21 protein-coding genes are annotated in these 22,359 nt (G+C 60.9%); 10 read left to right on the forward strand and 11 right to left on the reverse strand.

Annotation, left to right across the window (positions count from 1 at the left end):
- Positions 1–105: 105 nt before the first annotated feature.
- From GH665_RS03675 to GH665_RS03685, 3 genes are read left to right on the forward strand one after another with little or no spacing between them, the layout of a single operon-like run.
- Entirely contained in the window at positions 106–420 is a 315-nt protein-coding gene (locus GH665_RS03675) for a type II toxin-antitoxin system HigB family toxin (protein ID WP_153134714.1), read from the forward strand.
- Positions 401–1,627: an ImmA/IrrE family metallo-endopeptidase gene (locus GH665_RS03680; RefSeq protein WP_153134715.1), complete on the forward strand. Its 1,227-nt coding sequence runs from the start codon at positions 401–403 to the stop codon at positions 1,625–1,627. The genes GH665_RS03675 and GH665_RS03680 overlap by 20 nt, the downstream gene beginning before the upstream one ends.
- 36 nt (positions 1,628–1,663) lie before the next feature.
- On the forward strand, positions 1,664–2,764 hold the full coding sequence (locus GH665_RS03685) for a beta family protein (RefSeq protein ID WP_153134716.1): 1,101 nt from the start codon (positions 1,664–1,666) through the stop codon (positions 2,762–2,764).
- A gap of 285 nt (positions 2,765–3,049) precedes the next feature.
- Here the strand turns inward: GH665_RS03685 and GH665_RS03690 are convergent, their stop codons facing one another.
- The 3 genes from GH665_RS03690 to GH665_RS03700 form a co-directional block, all read right to left on the reverse strand.
- A complete protein-coding gene (locus tag GH665_RS03690) occupies positions 3,050–3,613 on the reverse strand; it encodes a YggT family protein (protein ID WP_028197817.1) in 564 nt (187 codons plus the stop codon).
- A 217-nt stretch (positions 3,614–3,830) separates the two neighbouring features.
- Entirely contained in the window at positions 3,831–4,151 is a 321-nt protein-coding gene (locus tag GH665_RS03695; protein WP_153134717.1) for an EthD family reductase, read from the reverse strand.
- Between the two features lie 77 nt (positions 4,152–4,228).
- The gene (locus GH665_RS03700) at positions 4,229–5,167 is read right to left on the reverse strand and encodes a Rossmann-like and DUF2520 domain-containing protein (RefSeq protein ID WP_153134718.1); all 939 of its coding nucleotides are present in this window, start codon (positions 5,165–5,167) and stop codon (positions 4,229–4,231) included.
- Between the two features lie 791 nt (positions 5,168–5,958).
- On the opposite strand from GH665_RS03700, the gene GH665_RS03705 reads away from it, so the two are divergent.
- Both GH665_RS03705 and GH665_RS03710 read left to right on the forward strand, forming a co-directional pair.
- The gene (locus tag GH665_RS03705; RefSeq protein WP_030101191.1) at positions 5,959–6,261 is read left to right on the forward strand and encodes a hypothetical protein; all 303 of its coding nucleotides are present in this window, start codon (positions 5,959–5,961) and stop codon (positions 6,259–6,261) included.
- A gap of 147 nt (positions 6,262–6,408) precedes the next feature.
- Positions 6,409–7,374: a threo-3-hydroxy-L-aspartate ammonia-lyase gene (locus tag GH665_RS03710; protein WP_153134719.1), complete on the forward strand. Its 966-nt coding sequence runs from the start codon at positions 6,409–6,411 to the stop codon at positions 7,372–7,374.
- Positions 7,375–7,464: 90 nt separating this feature from the next.
- Here the strand turns inward: GH665_RS03710 and GH665_RS03715 are convergent, their stop codons facing one another.
- Together GH665_RS03715 and GH665_RS03720 are read right to left on the reverse strand one after the other, a co-directional pair.
- Positions 7,465–8,142 carry a LysE family translocator gene (locus GH665_RS03715; RefSeq protein ID WP_153134720.1) on the reverse strand — a complete coding sequence of 226 codons (678 nt, stop codon included), beginning with the start codon at positions 8,140–8,142 and terminating at the stop codon, positions 7,465–7,467.
- 125 nt (positions 8,143–8,267) lie between these two features.
- Positions 8,268–9,836 carry a UbiD family decarboxylase gene (locus GH665_RS03720; RefSeq protein ID WP_153134721.1) on the reverse strand — a complete coding sequence of 523 codons (1,569 nt, stop codon included), beginning with the start codon at positions 9,834–9,836 and terminating at the stop codon, positions 8,268–8,270.
- 608 nt (positions 9,837–10,444) lie between these two features.
- Between GH665_RS03720 and GH665_RS03725 the strand changes: the two genes are divergently transcribed.
- On the forward strand, positions 10,445–11,620 hold the full coding sequence (locus GH665_RS03725) for a lytic transglycosylase domain-containing protein (RefSeq protein WP_153134722.1): 1,176 nt from the start codon (positions 10,445–10,447) through the stop codon (positions 11,618–11,620).
- Between the two features lie 125 nt (positions 11,621–11,745).
- Here the strand turns inward: GH665_RS03725 and GH665_RS03730 are convergent, their stop codons facing one another.
- The 5 genes from GH665_RS03730 to GH665_RS03750 form a co-directional block, all read right to left on the reverse strand.
- Entirely contained in the window at positions 11,746–12,942 is a 1,197-nt protein-coding gene (locus GH665_RS03730; RefSeq protein WP_153134723.1) for a pyridoxal phosphate-dependent aminotransferase, read from the reverse strand.
- A 144-nt stretch (positions 12,943–13,086) separates the two neighbouring features.
- Complete coding sequence (gene nusB / locus GH665_RS03735) at positions 13,087–13,521, reverse strand: transcription antitermination factor NusB (RefSeq protein WP_054037337.1); 435 nt, start codon at positions 13,519–13,521, stop codon at positions 13,087–13,089.
- The gene (gene ribH / locus GH665_RS03740) at positions 13,518–14,024 is read right to left on the reverse strand and encodes a 6,7-dimethyl-8-ribityllumazine synthase (RefSeq protein ID WP_006050161.1); all 507 of its coding nucleotides are present in this window, start codon (positions 14,022–14,024) and stop codon (positions 13,518–13,520) included. Before ribH ends, nusB begins: the two co-directional genes overlap by 4 nt.
- A gap of 50 nt (positions 14,025–14,074) precedes the next feature.
- A complete protein-coding gene (gene ribBA / locus GH665_RS03745) occupies positions 14,075–15,211 on the reverse strand; it encodes a bifunctional 3,4-dihydroxy-2-butanone-4-phosphate synthase/GTP cyclohydrolase II (protein ID WP_153134724.1) in 1,137 nt (378 codons plus the stop codon).
- Positions 15,212–15,379: 168 nt separating this feature from the next.
- Entirely contained in the window at positions 15,380–16,258 is an 879-nt protein-coding gene (locus GH665_RS03750; RefSeq protein WP_246216133.1) for a LysR family transcriptional regulator, read from the reverse strand.
- 284 nt (positions 16,259–16,542) lie between these two features.
- Here GH665_RS03750 and GH665_RS03755 point away from each other — a divergent pair, with 284 nt between their 5' ends.
- The 3 genes from GH665_RS03755 (at position 16,543) to GH665_RS03765 (ending at position 20,022) form a co-directional block, all read left to right on the forward strand.
- Positions 16,543–17,676 (forward strand): C45 family autoproteolytic acyltransferase/hydrolase, encoded by a 1,134-nt coding sequence (locus GH665_RS03755; RefSeq protein ID WP_153134725.1) that lies wholly within the window; start codon positions 16,543–16,545, stop codon positions 17,674–17,676.
- A 107-nt stretch (positions 17,677–17,783) separates the two neighbouring features.
- On the forward strand, positions 17,784–18,650 hold the full coding sequence (locus tag GH665_RS03760; protein ID WP_167530901.1) for an alpha/beta hydrolase: 867 nt from the start codon (positions 17,784–17,786) through the stop codon (positions 18,648–18,650).
- A 4-nt stretch (positions 18,651–18,654) separates the two neighbouring features.
- Positions 18,655–20,022, forward strand: a complete 1,368-nt coding sequence (locus GH665_RS03765; protein WP_153134726.1) for an MFS transporter — start codon at positions 18,655–18,657, stop codon at positions 20,020–20,022.
- Positions 20,023–20,126: 104 nt separating this feature from the next.
- Here the strand turns inward: GH665_RS03765 and GH665_RS03770 are convergent, their stop codons facing one another.
- A complete protein-coding gene (locus GH665_RS03770) occupies positions 20,127–21,059 on the reverse strand; it encodes a LysR family transcriptional regulator (RefSeq protein ID WP_153134727.1) in 933 nt (310 codons plus the stop codon).
- A gap of 236 nt (positions 21,060–21,295) precedes the next feature.
- On the opposite strand from GH665_RS03770, the gene GH665_RS03775 reads away from it, so the two are divergent.
- Positions 21,296–22,315, forward strand: a complete 1,020-nt coding sequence (locus GH665_RS03775; protein WP_153134728.1) for a 4-hydroxythreonine-4-phosphate dehydrogenase PdxA — start codon at positions 21,296–21,298, stop codon at positions 22,313–22,315.
- The last annotated feature ends 44 nt before the right edge of the window (positions 22,316–22,359 follow it).

The following is a 22,359-nucleotide window of genomic DNA, read 5'->3' on the forward strand; positions in this document are numbered from 1 at the left end:
GCCGGAAAGTCACGCCCACCAGCCTGCGAGAAGCGTAACACGTTGTTCCCAAAATGGGAACAACGTGTTAGATTGTGGCATGAACGAATACGGCTCCGGACGGCGATGAAGGTACACGGTCTCGACAAGCTAGCGGATTTCACGGCGAAGCACCCTCTCGCACGGGCTTGGATTCGCTCTTGGTTGGCGGATGCGCGCGATGCGAAGTGGGTATGCTCGCACGACATCAAATTCAGATACCCCACTGCCAGTTTTTTAGGCGGCAACCGGGTGATCTTCAACGTGAAGGGCAACGACTATCGAATGGTAAGTAATGTGGCATATCAGATGGGAATCATCGTAGTCGCTTGGGTTGGTACCCACGATGAGTACAGTAAGATTAATTGGGAAGTTAGGCAAAATGAAGCCAGCAGTCGTTAAGTCTGAGGCTCAATATCGGGAATACATGTCTCGGGTCGAGACACTTGTCATGCTTGATCCGATGCCTAATTCGCCGGAAGGGGCTGAGTTGGAACTCCTATCGCTCTTGGTCGAGGACTATGAGCGCCGAATCTATCCGTTCGAGAAACCGGACCCCGTTGAGGCGGTGAAATTTCGCATGGTGGAGCAGGGTCTTCGACAGACAGATCTGATCCCCTATTTCGGATCACGCAGCAGGGTGTCCGAATTCCTATCGCGGCAACGGCCGCTCACGGTCAACATGATTCGAGAACTCTCTGCTGGACTCGGTATTCCGACCGATGTCCTTGTGCAGGACTCAACTACCACACCGATTGACAGCATTCAGGCGGAAACTGAGGAGATAGATTGGTCCAGATTTCCTGTAAAGGAGATGCTTACCAGGGGTTGGATAAATGTAGAACGCCGTCGTGCTGACGCAGCAAAGAGTGCTGAAGTCGTTCGGATTTTTATCGAAAAGTCTTTGGGCGGGGCGAGGCCCGGCGTATTGGCACGTCGGACGATCAAGGGTGACGCCTTCACGCCGGAGGCCCTATACGCGCTCACAGCGTGGCAAGCTAGAGTATTGCAAAAAGCGGCGGAGCCAGCGTACTGCGCACGTGGTCCATTTCATATTGAAAAGCTAACTGAGCCGTTTTTCAAGCAATTGATCGGCCTTAGTCGGGAAGAGGATGGTCCTTTGCGAGCTGTTGAGTTCCTAAGAGATGCCGGAATAGCGGTGGTGGTGGAAGAACACCTCACAAAAACGAAGCTGGACGGAGCAGCTATGCTCTCTGGATCGGGGTTGCCTGTGATTGGATTAACGCTTCGATTCGATAGGATAGATAACTTCTGGTTCACTCTATTGCACGAGTGTGCTCACGTTTGGAAGCATTTGAGTCGGCCAGGCGACGTTATCTTGGATCGACTTGTTGATGCCGAGAGCAATGATGCAATTGAAAAAGAAGCTAACAGAGTTGCTCGAGATTTGTTGATTTCTCGAGCGCACTGGCGGAGCGCGTCCGTGCGTCAGATGCCGACGAAGGCAGGGATCGTGAATTTTGCTCGGGAGCAAGGAATCCATCCCGCGATTGTGGCCGGGCGTCTGCAAAGAGAGGCTGAAAACTACGCGATTTTTACAGATTTAACCGGGCAGGGCGCAGTCAGGAAGCTTTTCACTAATCAATAGCCTGTCGGTTGATATCGTTGAAATGAGAGGGAAGCCGTGAACTCTAACTTTGCATATTGTCCCGTAATCAAAGGTAAGATCAACGATATCAAGGCGATGGCATACGTCCAGCCAGCTCTTTCGGCGTTCATAAAGCCGCTTTACGAGCTACCGCCGTTCTTGCCCACTCATAAACCGGAAGAGTTGCTTGCGCGCTTTGCCACACGCTTGTCTAAGCTTTCCGGCACCCGGCCATGCTACGTGGATTTCCCTCTTCTCAAGCCTGGTACTCTTGTGGCGAGCGGAGAGCCTGCTCTGGACGCGGGTTTTTCTCTGCTGAACAGTGCGGACGTCCCCTTTGAGCCTGTCTACGGCTTTGACCGGGATGAAGCGGGATTGGCGACTGCGGTGAAGTGGGCCGTGCGCCGGGGCGGGATGCTCTTGAGGCTGGATCACGACGACATAGAGTTTCCTGACGAGACTATCGAGCGGATTTTTGATTTGCGCGGTATGGGACTTGACCTGCGTATGCTGGATATCATGCTAGATCATCGCTATCTTGGGACGGAAGCCGAGACGTTGGCAGCCGCAAGCGATACACGCGATTTCATTGATGCGTTGATGGGTTTCGTCAATATCCGAAAAATTATTGTTTCCGGTTCAAGTGCGCCGAAAACCGTATCTGCCATCGAGAAAAACTCATGTGGAACGGTTGATCGAAGCGAGCTTACTCTGTGGGCCAACGTAGTCACTGAGCAGCTTCCCGTGATGCCCATTTACAGTGACTACGGGGTGATTCATCCGGATTTCAGTGATCTCACGCCTAGCCCTCATATCAACGGCAAAATTCGCTACACCCAAGGGTCAAAGCTACACGTTCATCGCGGCCAAAGTTTGCGGCAGGGAGACAAGTACGAGCAATACCGTAGACTTGCGTCGGAAGTCTTGCACAGTTCGCACTATCAAGGCGGCGCTTTCAGTTATGGGGATCAATACATACATGACTGTGCGACCGGCCATGCGGGAACTGGTAATCCGGGCACATGGGTACTTGTGGATCAAAATCACCACATCTCTTATGCCGTTCAGCAGATTCAGCGGTTAGTCGCCTTGGCGAGCCAAGGCATCCCTGCTGAGGTTTTGCTGACGCTTGCTTAAGGCAGATGGCGTCAAACGTATAGCTTTAGCTTTTTGCCGCGAACGCTGGGGTGAAAACTGGCGTCGCCTTCAAACCCGCATGACACGTGGTTTTCAATGGTGCCTGCTGGAAAACCACGTCTAAAACCCGCATGAATAGTGGGTTTGCTCAAGCCGTTGCAGCTTGGGAAGCTAGGGTATTACCATTATACGACGCCCGCAGAGCGCATGATTCTACTCGGGAAGGGGCGGTTAGCGCAAATCACACCACCGCCACCCTTACCCGCAAGGCGCACGGAGCGCCGGTCAGATTACGAAGTAGGTCAACTGAACGGCCGCACGCGTCACCACCATCAGCAGCACCTGCACGATCACGAACAGCAGAATCGGCGAGAGGTCGAGGCCGCCGAGTTGCGGCACCACACGGCGCAGCGGATTCAGGAACGGTGCGGTCAACTGGTACAGGATCGGCATGGCCGGCGAGCGCGGATTGAGCCAGGACAGCAGCGCCATCAGAATCGTCATCCAGATGATCAGATTCAACGCCCACTTGATGACGGTCAGCACGGCAACGATCAGCAGCGTCGGCACCAGCGTGAGCGGATCGGCGCCCGTGAGCACCACCATCAGCACCACATAGACGATTGCCGCGATCAGCGCCGCGGCGAGGCTCGCCCAGTCGATGTTGCGGGTACTGTGCAGGACGTGCCGCAGGGGCAGTACGATCCAGTTGGTGACTTGCAGCACGGCGTTCGTGACCGGGTTGTACGGCGGCATGCGCACGACCTGCAGCCATGCGCGCAGCAGCAACGCTGCGCCGAACAGCGTAAAGACGGTATTGAGCAGAAAACGGGCGATATCGCCAAACATCTCGTGTCCTTATCCTTCGAATCGCGGCTGTCGATCAACCGCAGGGTGCCGGCGCTGACCGATCGGTGCGCCGGCATGTTCATTTGGATTACCTGCGCCGTTCCCGCACGAAGGCGCCTATGCGTCCAAATGGGGACGCAGTGGATCAATTTCCAGACGTTCGCATGAGACTAATCGGCAAACTGTATGCCGACAAGCCACACCCGACCAGGGGACATCACACAGAAATCTTGATTTCGCTAATCAGAATCGTGCCGTTGCCGCTGTCGGTGTAATTCGGAATGTCGGCAAGCAACTGCTCCGAGGCCGGCTTGAAGACCTTATAGAAGTCGTCCGCGCTCTCGAACAGGAAGTGGCCTGCGGCGACATACGGCGGCGGCGTTCCCGGCGGCCCGGCGTTGATGCCGACATCGACCGACCAGCCTTTCAGCGACGGTCCGAACAGTCTGGCCGCAAGCGGCATATGCGTGACGCAGTAATAGTCCACGTCGAAGTGGCCGTTTTCCCGATACGGATAGAGGATGCTGACCTTGATCATTGTGCGTTCTCGTCTGTTGGTCCCGAAGCGCAGCGCAGGCGGATTGCGCGCGGCGCCGGACGTCACATTATCACGGCTTACTTGACGCTTGCACCTGCCGCCGCCTGATTCAGCGAGCGGTTGAGCGATTCTTCCACCGTCTGGGCAATCGCCTCGATCGCGGCCGGCGGTTTGACGCGGCGTTCGGCCAGTCCAACCGCACGCCGCGTCAGCAAACCGTAGAGCGCTGCATGGTCGCCGCCGAGGCCTTCGAGCAACGCCAACTGCTTCTCAACAACGCCCGTGTCGCCGCGCGACACAGGGCCGGCGAGCGCGTTCGGCAGGCCTTTGTCGCGGGCGGTTTCGATGGTGCCGGAGAGCATCGGCAGCAGCGCGCGCAGCGCGTCGTCTTCATCAAAACCCAGCGTGCGCCATAGCGCGACGCATTCGGCGAGGCTGCACAGCGCGAAGCTGGCGGCGTAGTGCGCGGCGGCGTGGTACAGCATGCGTCCACCCGCCGGAATCGACAGCGGATGGCAACGCAGAGCGACCGCCAGTGCCGTCAATGCGTCCTTGAGCGCGCCATCGGCCTCGATCGTCACCGAGCAGCCGGCGATCCGGTCGAGGTCGGCGAGATCGCCGCCAAAGAGGTAGAGTGGGTGAAAGCCACCTATCGAAACACCCTGGTCGCGCGCCGTGGCCAGCAATTCCACCGGCGAGGCGCCGCTGCAATGCACGAGCGCTTTGCCGTGCGGGGCGCGTGTCGCATCGGCCGTGAACCGCAGTGTGTGCGCTGTCGTACCGATGCTGTCATCCGGAACCGCTAAAAAGACGATATCGGCGGCATCGACGACCTGTTGAGGGTCGCCGAATGCCGCGCAAGATTCGATTTGACTGGCGAGCCGGCTGGCCGAGGCTGCTGTACGGCTCGCCACCGCCGTGACGGCGTAGCCGGCGCGTGAAAAGCTCAGCGCGAGACAGCGCGCGAGCCGGCCCGCACCGATGAAGCCGAGGCGCGGCAGAGAGGGCTGGGACATGGTTGCCTGCTCCAGACGGGATGCTTGAACGGGAAAGCAGAAGTATCGCCCATCCATTAAGCAGTGGCTTGTACTGCTGCCGGCATTCCTCTGATCAGTGCGCGCGAGATATGGCGCATGCGGTCGGTCATCCGGCCTTGCGCGCCCCGCAGGTCTGAAAACTGCTCACAATTTCTTTCATGAGTTCGTTTGTAGTTGCTGTTCTGGGTTTTTCGTCTCGCAGTCAGATTCGGGAGGTAACGATGAATATTTTTTCTTACCGAAAGCACTTGCGGTTTTTGACGCACTCGCAGCGCCGTCGCTGGTGGGACCAGAAGAAGCGCTTGACGCCACGCGTGTGCATCAGCGGCGCGTATGTCCCGCCGAACGTCTCCCGAGAATTCGCCTATGTGAAAGTAGGCTGAAGCCACTGTCTGCTCGTAGGTAAGAAATGCCCGGCGCTGTTGCGCCGGGCATTTTTCATTTCGGCCGTCAGGATTGAAGCTAATTTGTAATCAAAGATTACTGACAAATGCGCCCCACAGGCGCTCAGGGGCCGCAAGACCATAGCTTCACATCCGTCAAGGCGCCAGCAAACCCGCTGGCAAACCCTTAGTTGTCAGTCCGTTCTCAATCCGATGAGCTGTGGGTCCCGGCGGCGCAATGTCGGCGCACGTTCCGGCCTGATGCCGCCGATTGCAATTTGCAACAAATGCGCACATCTATGTACAGGCTTTTTCGATACATTGAATTCATAGCATGCAAGGCATGCGAAGTCGGCGACCTTAGTGGGCCGCGCCAGGAGAACAAAAGTGAAAAAGATCGTTCCGTTTGTCGTTGCCGCCGCACTCGGCGTGGGGTTCGCCACTGCTGCCGAAGCGCACGTTTCCGTCGGTATCGGTATTGGTATTCCAGTCGCACCGGCGTACCCGGTTTATGCCGCGCCGCCGCCAGTCTATTACGCGCCGCCGCCGCCTCCGCCGCCGGTAGTGTATGCGCCGGGTTACTATGCGCCGCCAGCAGTCGTGGTGGGTGGGTACTACGGCGGTTATCGTCCTTATTATCACCACGGCTATTACCGCGGTTACTACGGCCACGGCTACTATCGCCGCTAATCGCTACAGGAACACAGAGTGTGTGTTGACGGCGTAACGCCGGCTTGATCGCCGGGTTACGCCGTTTATGTTTTAGCGCGGCATACCAAAGCATCGGCGAAGCTGGGAGAATGGCTGTTTAGCCACCGCTTCTGGAGAGTTTTGCCGATGCAAGTGCTTCCCGCCCCCACCTTTGATGACGTACTCGACGCCGCCGCGCGTCTTGAAGGCGTCGCCCACCGTACCCCCGTTCTGACGTCGAGCACGTTCAATGAACGCACGGGTGCGTCGGTATTCTTCAAGTGCGAAAACTTTCAGCGCATGGGCGCATTCAAGTTTCGCGGCGCCTACAACGCGATTTCCCATTTCGACGCGGAGCAACGCAAAGCAGGCGTGTTGACGTACTCGTCGGGCAACCATGCACAAGCGATCGCGCTATCGGCACGCCTCGCCGGCATTCGCGCGACGATCATCATGCCGCACGACGCGCCCGCTGCCAAAGTCGCGGCGACCAAAGGCTATGGCGGCGAAGTGATCAGCTACGACCGCTACACGGAGAATCGCGAAGAGATCGGCCGGCGGCTCGCCGAAGAGCGCGGCATGACGCTGATTCCGCCGTACGACCATCCGCACGTAATCGCGGGGCAGGGCACCGCGGTGAAGGAGCTGATCGAAGAAACCGGCCCGCTCGACATGCTGTTCGTTTGCCTTGGCGGCGGTGGTTTGATTGGCGGCAGCGCATTGTCGGCGGCGGCCTTGAGCCCGGAGTGCACCGTGATCGGCGTCGAGCCCGAAGCGGGCAACGACGGCCAGCAATCGCTGGCCCGCGGCGAGATCGTGCATATCGCCACGCCGCGCACGATTGCAGATGGCGCCGCCGCCACGCATCTCGGCGACTACACGTTCGCGATCATTCAGAAGCTGGTCGCACAAATCGAAACGGTCAGCGACGCGCAGTTGATCGAGACCCTGCGATTCTTCGCGCAGCGCATGAAGATCGTGGTCGAGCCGACGGGCTGCCTCGCGGCTGCTGCCGTGCTCAACGGCATCGTGCCCGTGAAGGGCAAGCGCGTGGGCGTGGTGGTGAGCGGCGGCAACGTCGATCTTGAGAAGCTCGCGCAGTATCTGGCCTGACAGGCTGCCTGATCGTTTTTACGACGCGCAGTGTAAGGCTGTGCAGATTGACATTGATGGAAAACGGCTCGCTTAGGCGGGCCGTTTTTTCTAGCTTACCGCGTGCGCGGTCTGCACGATCAGATCGCGATAACCGTTCACGATCACGCTATACGAGAAGTACGCGAACAGCAGTGCCGACAACACATGACAAGCGCGCAGCAAACCGGTGCCGGCGCGTTTGCGTCCGTGACTGCCGAGTCCGCAGATAAAGATCGTCCAGCACAAGCCACCCAGGAAGAAGCCGCCGAGGAATACCGGCGCCGTCGTCGCGCTGGTGGCGCCGGCTTTTGCAATCAACGCGCCGCCCACCGCGGCAAACCACAAAATCGCCGACGGCGACGACATCGCCAGCAACATGCCGCGCAAGAAACCCCGCCATGGGGAAAGCGGCGGCGCATTGGCATCTGCCTCTCCGGCAACGGCAGGTGCCGAAGCCGGGAACAATGCTTCACGCGCCATCTTCCACGTGAGAAACAGCAGGATCGCCGCGCCGCCGATCCACACCACCCAGCGTACCGATTCGAACTGCAGCAGCGCAGCCATTCCCGCGAGCGCGAGCGCTGCGTAAACCAGATCGCCGAAACAGGAACCCAGGCCCAGCCAGAAGCCCGGCTTGAAGCCGTGCGACAGCGTCAGCGAAATCATCGCGACGTTGACGAGACCGATATCCAGACACAACGACAACGACAGAAAAAAACCATCCGACATCATTGAAAAGGCATGCATCCGCGCAACTGCTCCATCAGTTTTGTTATTCAGACTTGTTCGAGCGGGAGCGATCCGGCGGGTCAATGGATCGCTTCGATGCCGACAGAATCAAGGAGCTCAATGGTGTGATTCGAGGCCTGTTTCTACAGTCCCAACTCATCCCACAAGGTGTCGATGCGCTGCTTGACCGCGCTGTCCATCTCGATCGGGCGACCCCATTCGCGATCTGTTTCGCCGGGCCATTTGTTGGTGGCGTCGAGCCCCATCTTCGATCCGAGGCCTGCTACCGGCGAAGCGAAATCCAGATAGTCGATCGGCGTGCGATCGACCAGCACGGTGTCGCGTGCCGGATCGATGCGCGTGGTGATCGCCCAGATCACTTCCTTCCAGTCGCGGATATTCACGTCCTCGTCGACCACGACGATGAACTTCGTATACATGAATTGCCGCAGGAAGCTCCACACGCCGAACATCACGCGTTTGGCGTGGCCGGGGTAGCTCTTTTTCATCTGCACGATCGCCATCCGGTAGCTGCATCCTTCGGGTGGCAGATAGAAGTCGGTGATCTCGGTGAATTGCTTCTGCAACAGCGGCACAAACACTTCGTTGAGCGCGACGCCGAGCACGGCGGGTTCATCGGGCGGTTTGCCGGTGTAGGTGGAGTGGTAGATCGCGTCGCGCCGCATCGTGATGCGCTCGACCGTGAAGACGGGAAACCACTCCTGCTCGTTGTAGTAGCCGGTGTGATCGCCGTAAGGGCCTTCCAGCGCGTGTTCGTAAGCGGCCGACGCGCCCTTGGCCGGACGTGGCGGCGCGCCAGCCGGAGCGGGCGAGGGCGTGCCTTCCTGCGGATAGATGAAGCCTTCCAGAACGATCTCCGCGCGCGCGGGCACCTGCAAGCCATCGACCCCGGGCGTGATGCACTTCGCGAGCTCGGTGCGCCCGCCGCGCAGCAGCCCGGCGAACTGATATTCGGAAAGCGTATCGGGCACCGGCGTGACCGCCCCGAGGATGGTCGCCGGATCGGCGCCCAGCACCACGGCCACGGGATATGGCTTACCTGGATTCTGCAGCGCGAACTCGCGGAAATCGAGTGCGCCGCCGCGATGTGCGAGCCAGCGCATGATCAGTTTGTTACGTCCGATCAGTTGCTGGCGATATATGCCTAAGTTTTGTCGGCTCTTGTTCGGGCCTTTCGTGACGGTCAGGCCCCATGTGATCAGCGGCCCTGCATCGCCCGGCCAGCAGGTCTGAATCGGCAACTTGCCGAGGTCGACGTCGTTGCCTTCCCAGACGATTTCCTGGCAAGGCGGCGCGCTCACCGTTTTAGGCGCCATGTCCCAAACCGCCTTCGCGAGTGAGAACAGTTTGCCCGCGTCCTTGAGTCCCTTCGGCGGCTCCGGTTCCTTCAACGCGGAAAGCAGGCGGCCGACGTCGCGCAGCGACTCCAGCGCAGCGCCATCGCCTTCACCTGGCTGCGCGTCGATCCCCATGCCGAGCGCGACGCGGCGCGGCGTGCCGAACAGGTTGCCGAGGACGGGGAACGCATGCTGTTGCCGGCTCTCGAACAATATCGCCGGACCGCCGGCGCGCAGGACGCGGTCGCACAGTTCGGTCATTTCCAGGACGGGCGAGACGTTTTGCGAGATACGGCGCAATTCACCGATCGTTTCGAGACGGCCGACGAAATCGCGCAGGTCTTTGTATTTCATCTGGTGCGGTAGATAGCCGGGCTAACGGCAAAAAGAAAGGGCGTCGCAGGATTTCACGGTGCCAGAACGATTGTCGATTTTACCTGTGTTGGCACGCGCACGTAGTTTGGCCAAATCGCCTGCTTTGGACGACGTATTTGAGATAGCTCAAGAAGCGCGCGCCACGCGGTTCTGAACGGACTGAACACTGTTCATTATTACAATTAGTTATACATTTGCCTATCTATAGTGTTGACGATCTATAAAACCCTGCATAGAATCCGTCCACATTGGTTGCAGGGCGTGAACCTTTTTACCACTGCCCCCGGTCCCTTTTGACGCAACGCGTCACCGTTTACCGACCCCCTGCACGGTATCTGACGGCCTTACTGAAGTCCTCGCCAGCGCCAACTGACGCTGGTTTTTCGCGTGGGAGCTACCGCCTGCATGCTTTTTTGGCATGCCGCGGACGTCTTTTCAAGATGGCTCCCCACAAACGGTATGTACCGTTTTCCCGACGTCGCTGCTGCCCTAACCAGACAGAGCGCGCGATGTCTTGATTCTGCGAACGTGTGTTACCGCCTGTTCAACTGGCGGGGTTCGCGGATCATGCAACATGGGAGATCTGAATGAACGCCTGGTTATCGTGGCGTCCCGATGAACGTATTGCGCAAGTTGTGCGTGGTGCGTTGCGACGCGGGACGCGAATGAGTCATCACCTGTTCAGCATCGTCGGCGGTATCGCTGTCGTGCTGGCACTTGCGCTGTGGCTGATGCCAACCTGGCGCGGCACCCTTGCCGCCAGGTTGATGCCGGTCATTTCCGCTGCTGTGCAGGCCGGTCCCGCCCGCCTGCTGCAGGGCAACCCGCTACCCGCCTTTGGGCCGCCTGGCGCGTCCTCTGACGACTCGCTGTCCGCGAACTCGGCCGGTAACGATGCCGCTGGCGGCGCGAACAGCGGCGCCACCGTCAGCAACACCAGCTACGACGGCGCTTTCGACGGCAGTGGCACGTCCGGTATGGGCGTGGCTGCGCTGAACGGACTCGATCCGCGCACCATGCAGAGCGTCTCCGCGCTGGCTCGGCTGATCCCGGCGCAGCGCGTCTCGGCCGACGCACGCGACGATCGCGTGCTGGTTTCGACCCGCGAACAGGATCTGGTCTCTTCTTACCTCGCGCGGCGTTACCGCGTTGCTCAGGAGCCCGTTAGCGAGCTCGTGAAGGCTGCGTTCGACACCGGCCGCGAAGTCGGCCTCGACCCGCTTCTCCTGCTGTCCGTGATGGCAATCGAATCGGGCTTCAACCCGTACGCCGAGAGCGGCGTTGGCGCGCAGGGCCTGATGCAGGTGATGTCCAAGGTTCATTCGGACAAGTTTCAGTATTTCGGCGGCCAGAGCGCCGCGCTAGAACCGGTTGCGAACATCAAGGTGGGCGCGCTGGTGCTGAAGGATTGCATCGCTCGCGGCGGTTCGCTGCCAGGCGGCCTGCGTCTCTACGTCGGCTCGACCTCGCAGGACGATGGCGGCTATGGCGCCAAGGTGATGGCCGAGCGTGGCCGTCTGCGCGACGTGGCGCGCGGCCGCAAGGTGCCGATCAATGCACCGCAGGCTCCGGTTATCACGGCGTCGAACACGGCTCCGGCAGCTGCTACGGCTTCGGCTAACGGCAAGCGTGTGCAGGTGACGCTCGATGCGAGCCATCCGCTTAGCGCGGCAACCACGGCGAAGACGCCGGTGTCCGAGCAGGACGACGCGAGCTCCAATGCCACGAAGCACGTGGCATCAGCTTCGGAGCTGGGCGCCTGAGGTTGGCCTAACTAACTCCCGGTTCGCTGGACACGAAAGCTTGCAGGTATAAAAAAGGACACCCACGGTGTCCTTTTCTTTTTGTGGCCGCGCGCAAACAGGTCACAGTACTTATTCCGGTCCTGTCAGTGCCGTCCAAAGAGCTTCGCCAGCCGTTCGACGGCTTCTTCCAGTTTCGGCAGGGCGGTTGCATACGATAGCCGGATGTAGTCTTTCGGTGCGTGCGTGCCGAAGTCCATGCCCGGCACCAACACCACGCCTGCGTCGTGCAGCATTGCTTTGGTCAATGCCGCGCTGTCTCCGGCCGCCTGGTGGGCGACCGTGCGGCAATCGGCGTACACGTAGAATGCGCCGTCAGGCATCACCGGCACCGAGAAACCCAGCGATCCGAGCGCCGGCGCAATGAAGTCGCGGCGACGCTTGAATTCGAGGCGGCGGCCTTCGTAGATGGCGATCGTTTCCGGTTCGAAGCAGGCCAGCGCCGCATGCTGCGCGAGCGCCGACGCGCAGATGAACAGGTTCTGCGCGAGCTTTTCGAACGCGCCGACCATGCCGGGCGGCACCACCAGCCAGCCCAAACGCCAGCCGGTCATGTTGAAGTACTTCGAGAAGCTGTTGACGGTGATGACGTCGTCACCGAACGAGAGCGCTGAGACAGGCTTGGCGTCATAGCTCAGGCCTTGATAGATCTCGTCGACGATCGTAAAGCCGCCACGCGCCCGCACAGCCTTGACGATGCGTTCGAGCTCGGCGGGTTCGATCGACGTGCCGGTCGGGTTCGACGGCGACGCCAGCAGCACGCCGCGAGTGCGCTCGTTCCAGAGGCGCTCGACGTCGGCGGCGGTGAGCTGGAAGCGCTCGGCCGGCCCACTTGGCACCATCACCGGCTTGCCTTCGGCCGCGATCACGAAGTGGCGGTTGCACGGGTAGCACGGGTCGGGCATCAGCACTTCGTCGTCGCGATCGACCAGCGCCGCGCAAGCCAGCAGCAGCGCGGCAGACGCGCCGGCGGTAACGACGATCCGCGCCGGATCGACGCTGACGCCGTAGAACCCGGCGTAATGCGCCGAGATCGCCTCACGCAGCGCGTGCAGCCCAAGTGCATTGGTGTATTGGGTAACGCCGCGGCGCAGGGCGCTCGCAGCCGCTTCGATGACCGGCTCGGGTGCGGTGAAATCAGGTTCGCCGATTCCCATGTGGATGATGTCGCGTCCATCGCGCTCGAGCAGCGCGGCTTCCTTGGCCAGTTCCATCACGTAGAAAGGCTGGATGGCGTCGACGCGGGCAGCAAGCCGCACCAGGGGTTCGGTCACGGAGTTCATACGATCAAATCCAGTTCAGAAGCAAAAGCAGGACGGCGCATGGCACATGGGTTCAGTCACGTGCGCTGCGGCGTCCTTGCAGGCACCCGGCAATATGGGGCTGCGGCATGGAGCAGGCGCATGACCAGGTCGAGCGCCTCACTCTCAATGCTTGCGGGCTGCCTGCGTTTCAGCGGCGCGCAGTTGCGCCGACAGTTTGTCCAGCACGCCGTTCACGTACTTGTAGCCGTCCGCGCCACCAAACGTCTTGGCGAGTTCGACTGCTTCGTTGATGACCACGCGATAAGGAATATCGACGTGATTCTTCAACTCGAACGCAGCGACCAGCAGCACGGCACGTTCGACCGGTGAAAGCTGGTCGATCGGGCGGTCGAGGCACGGTGCGATATCTGCGGAAAGCGCTTCCGAATCGCGAATCACGCCGTGCAGGATGGCGTCCAGATGTTCGTGGTCGGCCTTGTCGAAACCTTGCGCGCCGCGCAGCTGCGCGTCGATTTCACCGCCGGGCGAGCCCGACAGCAGCCACTGATAAAGTCCCTGCGTGGCCAGTTCGCGGGAGCGTCGGCGTGCGCTCTTCATGCCTCTTCCTCTTCTTCGTCTTCTTCTTCGTCGTCACCGCCGAGTTGTTCGAGCGCGACGGCGAGATTCGCCATTTCGACGGCCACGCGTGCTGCGTCACGACCCTTCTCGGTCATGCGCGCGACGGCTTGCTCGTCGTTTTCCGTGGTCAGCACGGCGTTCGCAACCGGAATGCCAAAGTCGAGGCCGATACGCGTGATGCCCGCACCGCTTTCGTTCGACACCAGCTCGAAGTGGTACGTCTCGCCGCGAATCACCGCGCCCAGCGCGATCAATGCGTCGAATTGCGCGCTTTCGGCCAGCTTTTGCAGCGCCAGCGGGATTTCCAGCGCGCCCGGCACGGTGACCAGCAGCACGTCTTCGCCCGTCACGCCGAGGCGTTCGAGTTCTTCGATGCACGAGTCTGCAAGACCGTTGCAGACGGGTTCGTTAAAACGCGCCTGAACGATGCCGATACGCAGTCCGTCGCCGTCGAGATTCGGTTGGTATTGTCCGATTTCCATGTGAATTCCGTAGTGTTTTGAGTGGGCGCCTAAGCGCGTGAATGGTCGGATCAGCCTTGTTGCGGAGCTTGAGCTGCGCTGCCCGGCATGGGTACGAAGCCGGTGACCTCAAGGCCGTAGCCTGACATGCTGCCAAGCTTGCGCGGGTTCGACAGCACCTGCATTTTTCCGACACCGAGTTCGCGAAGAATCTGCGCACCGATGCCATACGTCTTGAAGTCGACCGGCCGGCGTTTGAGCGCCTCGGCTTTTTCTTTCGAGTCGAACGCCTTGAACACGTCGACCAGATGATCCTTCGAATCGCCGCAATTCAGCAGCACGATCACACCGAGGTCGCGCTGGGCGATCTCTTTCATGGCCGCATCCAGCGTCCACGAGTGAGTCGACTTGCCGACTTCGAGCAGATCCAGCATCGACAGCGGTTCGTGCACGCGTACCAGCGTTTCCTGCTCCGGGCTCGGTGTGCCGCGCACCAGCGCGATGTGCGGCTGGCCGCTCGGCTGGTCGAGATACATCACTGCGCGAAACGCGCCGTGCGCGGTTTGCATGGTGCGTTCGCAAATGCGCTCGACGATCGATTCGGTCTGGCTGCGGTAGTGAATCAGATCCGCGATTGTGCCGATTTTCAGATCGTGCTCTTTGGCGAATTCCATCAGGTCCGGCAGGCGCGCCATCGTGCCGTCGTCCTTGATGACTTCGCAGATCACCGCGGCCGGCGTGAGGCCTGCCAACGCGGTGAAATCGCAGCCGGCCTCGGTGTGGCCGGCGCGCACCAGCACGCCGCCGGGTTGCGCCATGATCGGGAACACGTGTCCTGGCTGCACGATGTGATCGGCCTTGGCGTCCGGCGCGACCGCCGCGGCGATCGTGCGGGCGCGGTCGGCTGCCGAAATGCCGGTCGTCACGCCTTCTGCTGCTTCGATGCTGACGGTGAACGCCGTGCCGTACTGCGTACCGTTGCGGTAGGTCATGAGCGGCAGGTTCAACTGTTTGCAGCGTTCCTGCGTGAGCGTCAGGCAGACCAGGCCACGGCCGTAGCGGGCCATGAAGTTGATCGCTTCCGGCGTGACGAATTCGGCGGCGATTACGAGGTCGCCCTCGTTTTCGCGGTCTTCTTCGTCGACGAGGATCACCATCCGGCCTGCTTTCAGTTCGGCAATGATCTCTTGAGTGGAGGCGAGCGTCATGTTGGCGGAGTTTTTCGGAGAAAGCGCGTATTTTACGCCACGCGCGCCCTCAAGTCGCCTGGGCCGGACGGTATAGGCCGTTTGGCCGACTGGCGTTGCGCCGCCCCGTGCCGATATGCTTGACGAAACGATGGACCTGAAGGTCAGCGTGCGCAGCCTCGAGCCCGGCTAGTCGGCCAGCGCCGACAGCAACTGATTCTTGACGATCGCGGTTGCCAGCGGCTGCCGGCCAAACTCGTACCAGCCGATATGCCGGCGCCACGTGGTGCCGGGAATCGGCTTCACGTACAGCAGCGGGTCGTCGTCCCAAGCGGCATGCCGCAGGCGCGGCACGATCGATATCCCGACGTTTTGCCGCACCAGATCGGCAATCGCAGCAATCGAGTTCATTTCCAGCACCAGGTTGACCTCCGCGCGTAAGCGGCGCAGCAGGCTGGTGACATGAGCGCCGGTGAGCGAGGTCGCTTCGAAGCCAATGAACGGGAAGCGCTTGAGCAGTGAGGCTACCGGCGCGTCGGCCGGTGCAATCGCGGGATTGGCCAGCAGCACAAGGGGTTCGTCGTACAGACGTTCCCATAATTCGGGCAGCGTGGTTGCCCTCGGCTCGCTGATGATCACCGCCGCGTCGATCTCGCCAGTGCGCACCTGACGTTCCAGGTCCGGGGTGCTGCCATGAGTGAGGCGCACGTTCAGGCCGGGGTATGACACTTTCAGGCGGATCACGTTGGCCGCGAGAAAGCCCATTGAGGAAACCGTTGAGCCGATCGTGATCGAGCCTTCGAAGCTGCGCTGGTCGGCTACGCCACGCAATAGCGAGTCGTAGGCGGCAACCACCGCGCGCGCCTGCTCGATGATCGAGCGGCCGGCGTTGTTCAACTGGATGCTTCGTCCGCTGCGGTTGAACAACTGCCGCTGGCATACGCGCTCCAGCGTGCGCATCTGCGCGCCGACAGCCGCGTGCGTGAGCGCCATGCGATCGGCAGCGGCGGCCATTGTTCCGTGTTTCTCGATCGCCAGAAACGTCCGGAGCATACGAATTTCACTCATGCAAAAACCTCCTGAAAGGTGGGCGGGAAGGGCGTAAGCGGCACGCTTTCCCGGCATCGCCGTGCGTTGCACGATCACATAATACGAAAAAAAATCTTTCCTTTGCGACAAGAAAATAACGCTTTTTATTTTATTTATCGCGTCCGAGAATCGCTTTATCAAGTCGAGCCGATGCCAGCAGCGCGGACGCGGAGCGGACAGGGGCGAGGTGCCCGCAGTGAGTCCCATCGTGACCTTTGACGCGTTTGACTGACCCGGCGCTTTCCAGGGTGAGGAGTCCCACGATGTCGCAAATCCAGCAATTTCCTTTTGTCAGTGTGTCCGGCAAGCCGTATGACCGCGGCGTGCAATACGGCCGCGCGGTGGCCGCGCGCGTACAGTTGAGCGCGTCCCGATACGGGCAGACGCTGCGCAACATCGGCTATAGCGAAGCGTCGCAGATGGCGCTGATCCGCTCGCTCGAACAGGCTATCGGTGAGTTTCAGCCGGCGTATCTGGAAGAAATGCGGGGCATCGCCGCGGGCGCCGAGGTGCCTTACGAGGACATCGTGATGATCAACGCCCGTACCGAGGTGCTGGCGAAGGCACGTGTGGAAAAGACGATGCCGGCCGACGCCGAGGACGAAGACGGCTGCACCGGCGTGCTGGTGTTGCCGTCGCGTTCGGCGACCGGGCAGTTGATTCACGCGCAGAACTGGGACTGGAAAGCCGATTGCGTCGATACCGGTATCGTCTTGCGCGTGCGCAACGACGACGGTCCCGATTTCCTGACGTTCGTCGAGGCAGGCGGTCTCGCGCGCAGCGGGCTGAACGCTGCCGGCGTGTCGATCACGGCGAACTATCTCGAATCCGACCGCGACTATACCCAGCTCGGCGTGCCGCTTTCGCTACTGCGCCGCCGCGTGCTTGAAGAGCCGGTGTTCGCCAACGCGCTGCGCGTGATCGCCACGACGCCGAAATCGTGCTCGAACAACATCATGCTCGGCATGGCCGAAGGCTTCGGCATCGATTTCGAATGTGCGCCGGACGAGGCTTTCCCGATCTATCCGGGCGACGATCAATTGATCGTGCACGCGAACCACTGGATGAGTCCGATCGCCCGCACCAAGCTGCGCGACACCGGGTGCGAGAACTCGCCGGACAGCTATTACCGCGACTGGCGCGTGCGTCAATTGCTGAACGCGGCACCGAAGGTGGATCGCAACGCAGTCAAGGCTGCCTTGTTCGATAACTTCGGCACGCCGTACTCGGTATGCCGTCCGCCACGCATGGGCACGCGCCACACGATGACGGCAACGGTCGCGATGATCGTCATGCATCCTGGCAATGGCGAGATGGACGTTGCGCCCATGCCCGCGCTCAATCGGATCTTCACCCGTTACAGCCTGGACCGCGAGCCGCTGCACGAAGCAGCTTGAGGCCGCTTGAGGCCACATGAGACAGCTTGATCTGCCGTTGCCCGCGCACGCCCTGTATCCCGCTGGGTGTCCACGATATGTTTGAGTCAGTGTTGGAGGAATGACAGATGTTCGATATTGCCCAGAAGCCGTCGGGTCCCGGTCACGAGAAAGCCAAGGCGCTGTACGACCTGGATTCGACCACCGTCTACGCCAGCCGTCACGATCCCCGCTTTCCGTACGCGTTGTACGTGCCGCACGAAATACTGACCCCCGGCAACGATGTCGAGCTGGTGGTCGTGATGCATGGCACGGGGCGGCAATTCACCCAATACCGCGACGCGTTCGCGCCGTTTGGCCGCTGGAATCGCTGCATCGTGCTGTGTCCGCTCTTCCCGGTGGGCGTGCGCGGCGACGGCAATCGTAACGGCTTCAAGCGTCTGATCGAAGGCGATATCCGTTACGACAAGGTGCTGCTGGACATGGTGAGCGAAGTCGGCGAGCGCTACGGCAAGCGCTTCGACAAATTCGCGCTGTTCGGCTACTCGGGTGGCGGCCAGTACGTCAACCGCTTTGCCTACGTTCATCCCGAGCGCCTGTGGGCCGCGTCCATCGGTGCGCCGGGCAATGTGACCGTGCTCGATCAATCGAAGGACTGGTGGCTGGGCGTCGGCGGTTTCGAGCGGCACTTCGGCAAACCGTTCGACGCGGCAGCATTGCAGCGCGTTCCGGTACAGATGGTGGTTGGCCGGGCCGATCTCGAAACCTGGGAAATCACGGTGCCCGAGGACAGCCCGATGTATCTGCCGGGTATCAACGACGCGGGGGCGACACGGCCGGATCGGCTCAGGACCCTCAAGGCATCGTTCGAAGCGGCCGGCGTCCAGGTACGCTTTGACGAACTCGACAATATTGCGCACAACGGTATGCAGGTCGTCGAGGTAGTTCAGGACTTTTTTGCGCGGATACTGCGCAAGATGCGCGTCGGAGAATAAAAACATGCGTACCGACAGCGAGGAGACAAAAATCCGCAAAGTCATCGTTTCGACCGTGATTGGCGGCACGTTCGAATGGTTTGACTTTATGGTGTACGGCTACTTTTCCGGCCTGATCGCACGAGCGTTTTTCGGCGGCGCCGGTCGCGATGAGTCATTGCTGCTGACGTTCGCGACGTTTGCGGTCGGGTTCCTGGTGAGACCGATCGGTGGTGTGGTGATGGGCATGTACGCGGACCGTGCGGGGCGCGTCAAGGCGCTGTCGTGGATCATGGTGGCGATGTCGATCGGTTCGCTGCTGCTGGGTTTGACGCCGGGTTCCGCAACCCTGGGTCTCGCCGCGCCGATGCTGGTGGTGATCGGCCGGCTCGTGCAAGGCTTCGCGGTCGGTGCGCAGTTTGCACTGTCGTCGGTAACGATTTACGAGGTCGCGCCCCCGGGCAAGAAGATGTTCTACGGCAGTTTCAACATGCTGTCGCTGGGCATTGCGGCGATGTTGTCCTCGGGGTGCAGCTTTTTGCTGTCGAAGCATCTGTCGCATGCCGAGATGGCGGAATGGGGATGGCGCGTGCCGTTCCTGATCGGCGCGCTGGTCGGTCCGCTCGGCTTTTACATCCGGCATCACCTCGCGGAGTCGGATGAATTCCACCGGATGCAGGCGCGTCCGGCCGCGCGGGCTCCGCTGGGCCAGCGTATGCGCGAATTCATTCGCGAGAACGGCGATGCACTCGTCTGCGCGATGGGCGTGATGATTGCCGGCACCTCGCTCAACTACGTATGGAATGCGTATTTGCCGAACTACGCGCAGTACCAGTTGCATCTATCGTTGAGTTCTTCGCTGCAAGCGGTGTTCGTCACGAGCATCATGGCGTGCGTGTTGTCGCCGGTATTCGGCAAGCTGGCGGATCGCATTGGCGCCTATCGGCTGTTCTGCTTCTTTATTGCCGGCTGGATGACATGCGTTTTTCCGCTGTTCTGGTATTTGCTGGCCTCGCCGACGGAAACGAGATTGATGGTGGTGCAGTTGATCGGCATGCTGTTCGTAACGCTGCAAGGGGCCGCGCATCCGGGGATGCTGGTGCAGATCTTCACCGTGCAGGGCCGTTCGACCGGGGTGGCGATCTCGTATAACACCGCGGTGATGCTGTTTGGCGGATTGGCGCCCTTGTACATTTCGGTGGTGGCGCGGTTCACCGATGCCCACTTCATCCCGCCGAGCTATCTGTTCGGCACCAGTTTGCTGGCGATCACGCTCGTGCTGATCTCGCGCACGGGGCGCAGGGTGTTGAAGGAGGATCGCATGGCGCGGCGAAGCGGTGCTGTGCTGGCCGCCAATTGTTCGGGGCCGAGCAGCGAAGCGGGGCGAACCTGAGCGGGGCGTGTGGCGTAGTTGAGTGGCTGCAGGTGCGACGGGGTAGCGTGATTGTGGCTATATCCCGCCCTGGTCGAGCGTCGACTGGAAACGGCGCGGCCGGATCAGGTGCTTTTCGCGCGCCGCGGCCGTGCAGTCTGCCAGTGCCGCATTTGAGCGAACCAGTCGGTCAGAAAATCGATCAGCGCGCTGACTCGCGCAGAAAGGTTCGCCCGCTCGCCGTACACGGCATACACGTCCGCCTGCGGCAACGACCACTCGGGTAAGACTTCGCGGAGGGCGCCCGAATCGAGGTGCTGCCGGACGTCCCACTCCGAACGCATCAGAATGCCGTGTCCGTTGAGCGCCCAGGCCAACGCCGTCTCACCGTCGTTGGTGCTTAGCGAGCCGCGTACCTTGACTGACTCCTCCTTGCGGCCGCGGGCAAGATGCCAGGTGCCGTACGTGGCGTCGCTCTCGCGCAGCACAATGCATTGATGGCGCTGCAGATCGTGTGGCGTCGCCGGTGTGCCCGCGCGTTTCAGATAACCGGGTGCCGCGCATAAGAAACGCTGGTTCGCGGCAATCTTGCGCGCCACCATGCGCGAATCGGGCACCATGCCAAACCAGATGCCGACATCGAACGCCTGGTCCGTCAGATTGACCGCGCGGTCGGTCAGCACAAGCTGCACCTCTACTTCTGAATAGCGCTCGACGAATGCCGAGATTGCCGGTGCAATATGCCGCCGGCCAAAGCCAAACGTTGCATTCACCCGCAGCAGACCCTTGGGCTCGGTTCGCCGGCTCGAAACCAGCGCGTCGAGTTCGTCGAGTTCGGCGAGCAGGCGCGAACCCTTCTCAAGATAAAGCTCCCCCTCCTGCGTGACGCTCAGGCGCCGCGTGGTGCGATTCAGCAAACGCACGCCAAGCCTCTTCTCAAGTATCAACAGCCGCGTGCTGATTGCCGGCGGCGTGACGCCGAGCTCACGCGCTAATGCCGAAAGGCTGCCGTGCTTGACCAAACGGACAAAGAACGAAAGATCGGAAACCTGATCCATTGCGTCGTCTCCCTCACTTGTTAATTGAATTTAATAATAACTTAGTTGAGATTGCATTATTAGCAGTGAGCTGCGTCGCTATACTTTTTTCACCTGCTACACGGACATCTGGACGCCGCCGCAGTTGCAGCGAGCACGCGGCGGCTCTGCGCGGTGCGGCTACCGGTGTTGCGTTCCGGGCAGTGGAAGGGCGTGGTCGATCCACCCGAACATTCGAAATCAAGGAAGACAAGACGATGAAACCCACCATTGGACTCATGCTCGGCGACGTGACCGGCATCGGCCCCGAATTGATTGCCAGGCTGCTGAGTTCTCCGGCCACCCGTACGCAGGCGAACGTTGTGGTTATCGGCGACGAGCGCGTGTTCCGGCTTGGCATGCGCGATGCCGGCGTCGAATTGCCTTACCGCAAGATCAAGAGCGTGCGCGAGGCCGACTTCGATGCCGCCGCCGTACCGCTGATCGACCTCGGGAACATCGATCCGGAGACGCTTCCGCGCGGCGTGCTGTCCGCCGAATCCGGCCGGCTCACGGGCGAAACGCTCAAGTACATGACCGACCTGGCGCTTGCCGGCGAACTGGACGGCATCTGCTTCGCACCCCTCAACAAGGCGGCGCTACATAAAGGTGGCTGGAACTATCACGACGAGCATCAGATGTTCGCGGACTGGACCGGGCATGTCGGGTATTTTGGCGAGGTCAACATCATCAATCTGTTCTCGACGTTTCGCGTGACCTCGCACGTCGCGTTACGCGTAGCCGTCGATATGGTCAAGCCCGAGCGCATCGAGGGCGCGGTGCGCCTCGCCTATGACACGCTGCGGGCGGCCGGCAAGAGCTCGCCGCGCATCGGCGTGGCGGCGCTCAATCCGCACGGCGGTGAAAACGGCCTGTTCGGCGACGAAGAGATCACGGTGATCCGCCCGACGCTCGACGCGCTGCGCGAAGCCGGGCTGCCATGCACGGGCCCATTGCCGTCCGACACCATCTTCATCAAGGCACGCAACGGCGAATTCGACGGCGTGGTCATCATGTACCACGACCAGGGGCAGATCGCGACCAAGCTGCTCGGCTTCAGCGAAGGCGTGACGATGACCGGCGGCCTCAAGGCCGTCTATACGACTCCGGCGCATGGCGTTGCGTATGACATCGTTGGCACGGGGCGAGCCGATGTCGGTGCGATGACCCGGGCCTTCGAGGTCGCCTGCTCGAATGCGCTTGCCCGGCGTACGCAGAAGACGCTCGCGAACGCCTGAGGGTTCAACGGCGAGCGGGTGGTGCGCGCCGTCTGGCGCAGCAC

Origin of the sequence: Paraburkholderia agricolaris (assembly GCF_009455635.1) — a bacterium.
In the GTDB taxonomy this organism is placed as follows: Bacteria; Pseudomonadota; Gammaproteobacteria; order Burkholderiales; family Burkholderiaceae; genus Paraburkholderia; species Paraburkholderia agricolaris.

Coding starts and splice junctions, on each gene's coding strand:
- GH665_RS03720 (WP_153134721.1), bottom strand. CDS start 9,836: ATGAAATACAAAGACCTGCGCGATTTCGTCGGCCGTCTCGAAACGATC.
- GH665_RS03730 (WP_153134723.1), bottom strand. CDS start 12,942: ATGAACTCCGTGACCGAACCCCTGGTGCGGCTTGCTGCCCGCGTCGAC.
- GH665_RS03755 (WP_153134725.1), top strand. CDS start 16,543: ATGTCGCAAATCCAGCAATTTCCTTTTGTCAGTGTGTCCGGCAAGCCG.
- nusB (WP_054037337.1), bottom strand. CDS start 13,521: ATGAAGAGCGCACGCCGACGCTCCCGCGAACTGGCCACGCAGGGACTT.
- ribH (WP_006050161.1), bottom strand. CDS start 14,024: ATGGAAATCGGACAATACCAACCGAATCTCGACGGCGACGGACTGCGT.
- GH665_RS03680 (WP_153134715.1), top strand. CDS start 401: ATGAAGCCAGCAGTCGTTAAGTCTGAGGCTCAATATCGGGAATACATG.
- GH665_RS03695 (WP_153134717.1), bottom strand. CDS start 4,151: ATGATCAAGGTCAGCATCCTCTATCCGTATCGGGAAAACGGCCACTTC.
- GH665_RS03765 (WP_153134726.1), top strand. CDS start 18,655: ATGCGTACCGACAGCGAGGAGACAAAAATCCGCAAAGTCATCGTTTCG.
- GH665_RS03775 (WP_153134728.1), top strand. CDS start 21,296: ATGAAACCCACCATTGGACTCATGCTCGGCGACGTGACCGGCATCGGC.
- GH665_RS03700 (WP_153134718.1), bottom strand. CDS start 5,167: ATGTCCCAGCCCTCTCTGCCGCGCCTCGGCTTCATCGGTGCGGGCCGG.
- ribBA (WP_153134724.1), bottom strand. CDS start 15,211: ATGACGCTCGCCTCCACTCAAGAGATCATTGCCGAACTGAAAGCAGGC.
- GH665_RS03675 (WP_153134714.1), top strand. CDS start 106: ATGAAGGTACACGGTCTCGACAAGCTAGCGGATTTCACGGCGAAGCAC.
- GH665_RS03710 (WP_153134719.1), top strand. CDS start 6,409: ATGCAAGTGCTTCCCGCCCCCACCTTTGATGACGTACTCGACGCCGCC.
- GH665_RS03690 (WP_028197817.1), bottom strand. CDS start 3,613: ATGTTTGGCGATATCGCCCGTTTTCTGCTCAATACCGTCTTTACGCTG.
- GH665_RS03770 (WP_153134727.1), bottom strand. CDS start 21,059: ATGGATCAGGTTTCCGATCTTTCGTTCTTTGTCCGTTTGGTCAAGCAC.
- GH665_RS03725 (WP_153134722.1), top strand. CDS start 10,445: ATGAACGCCTGGTTATCGTGGCGTCCCGATGAACGTATTGCGCAAGTT.
- GH665_RS03715 (WP_153134720.1), bottom strand. CDS start 8,142: ATGCATGCCTTTTCAATGATGTCGGATGGTTTTTTTCTGTCGTTGTCG.
- GH665_RS03760 (WP_167530901.1), top strand. CDS start 17,784: ATGTTCGATATTGCCCAGAAGCCGTCGGGTCCCGGTCACGAGAAAGCC.
- GH665_RS03750 (WP_246216133.1), bottom strand. CDS start 16,258: ATGAGTGAAATTCGTATGCTCCGGACGTTTCTGGCGATCGAGAAACAC.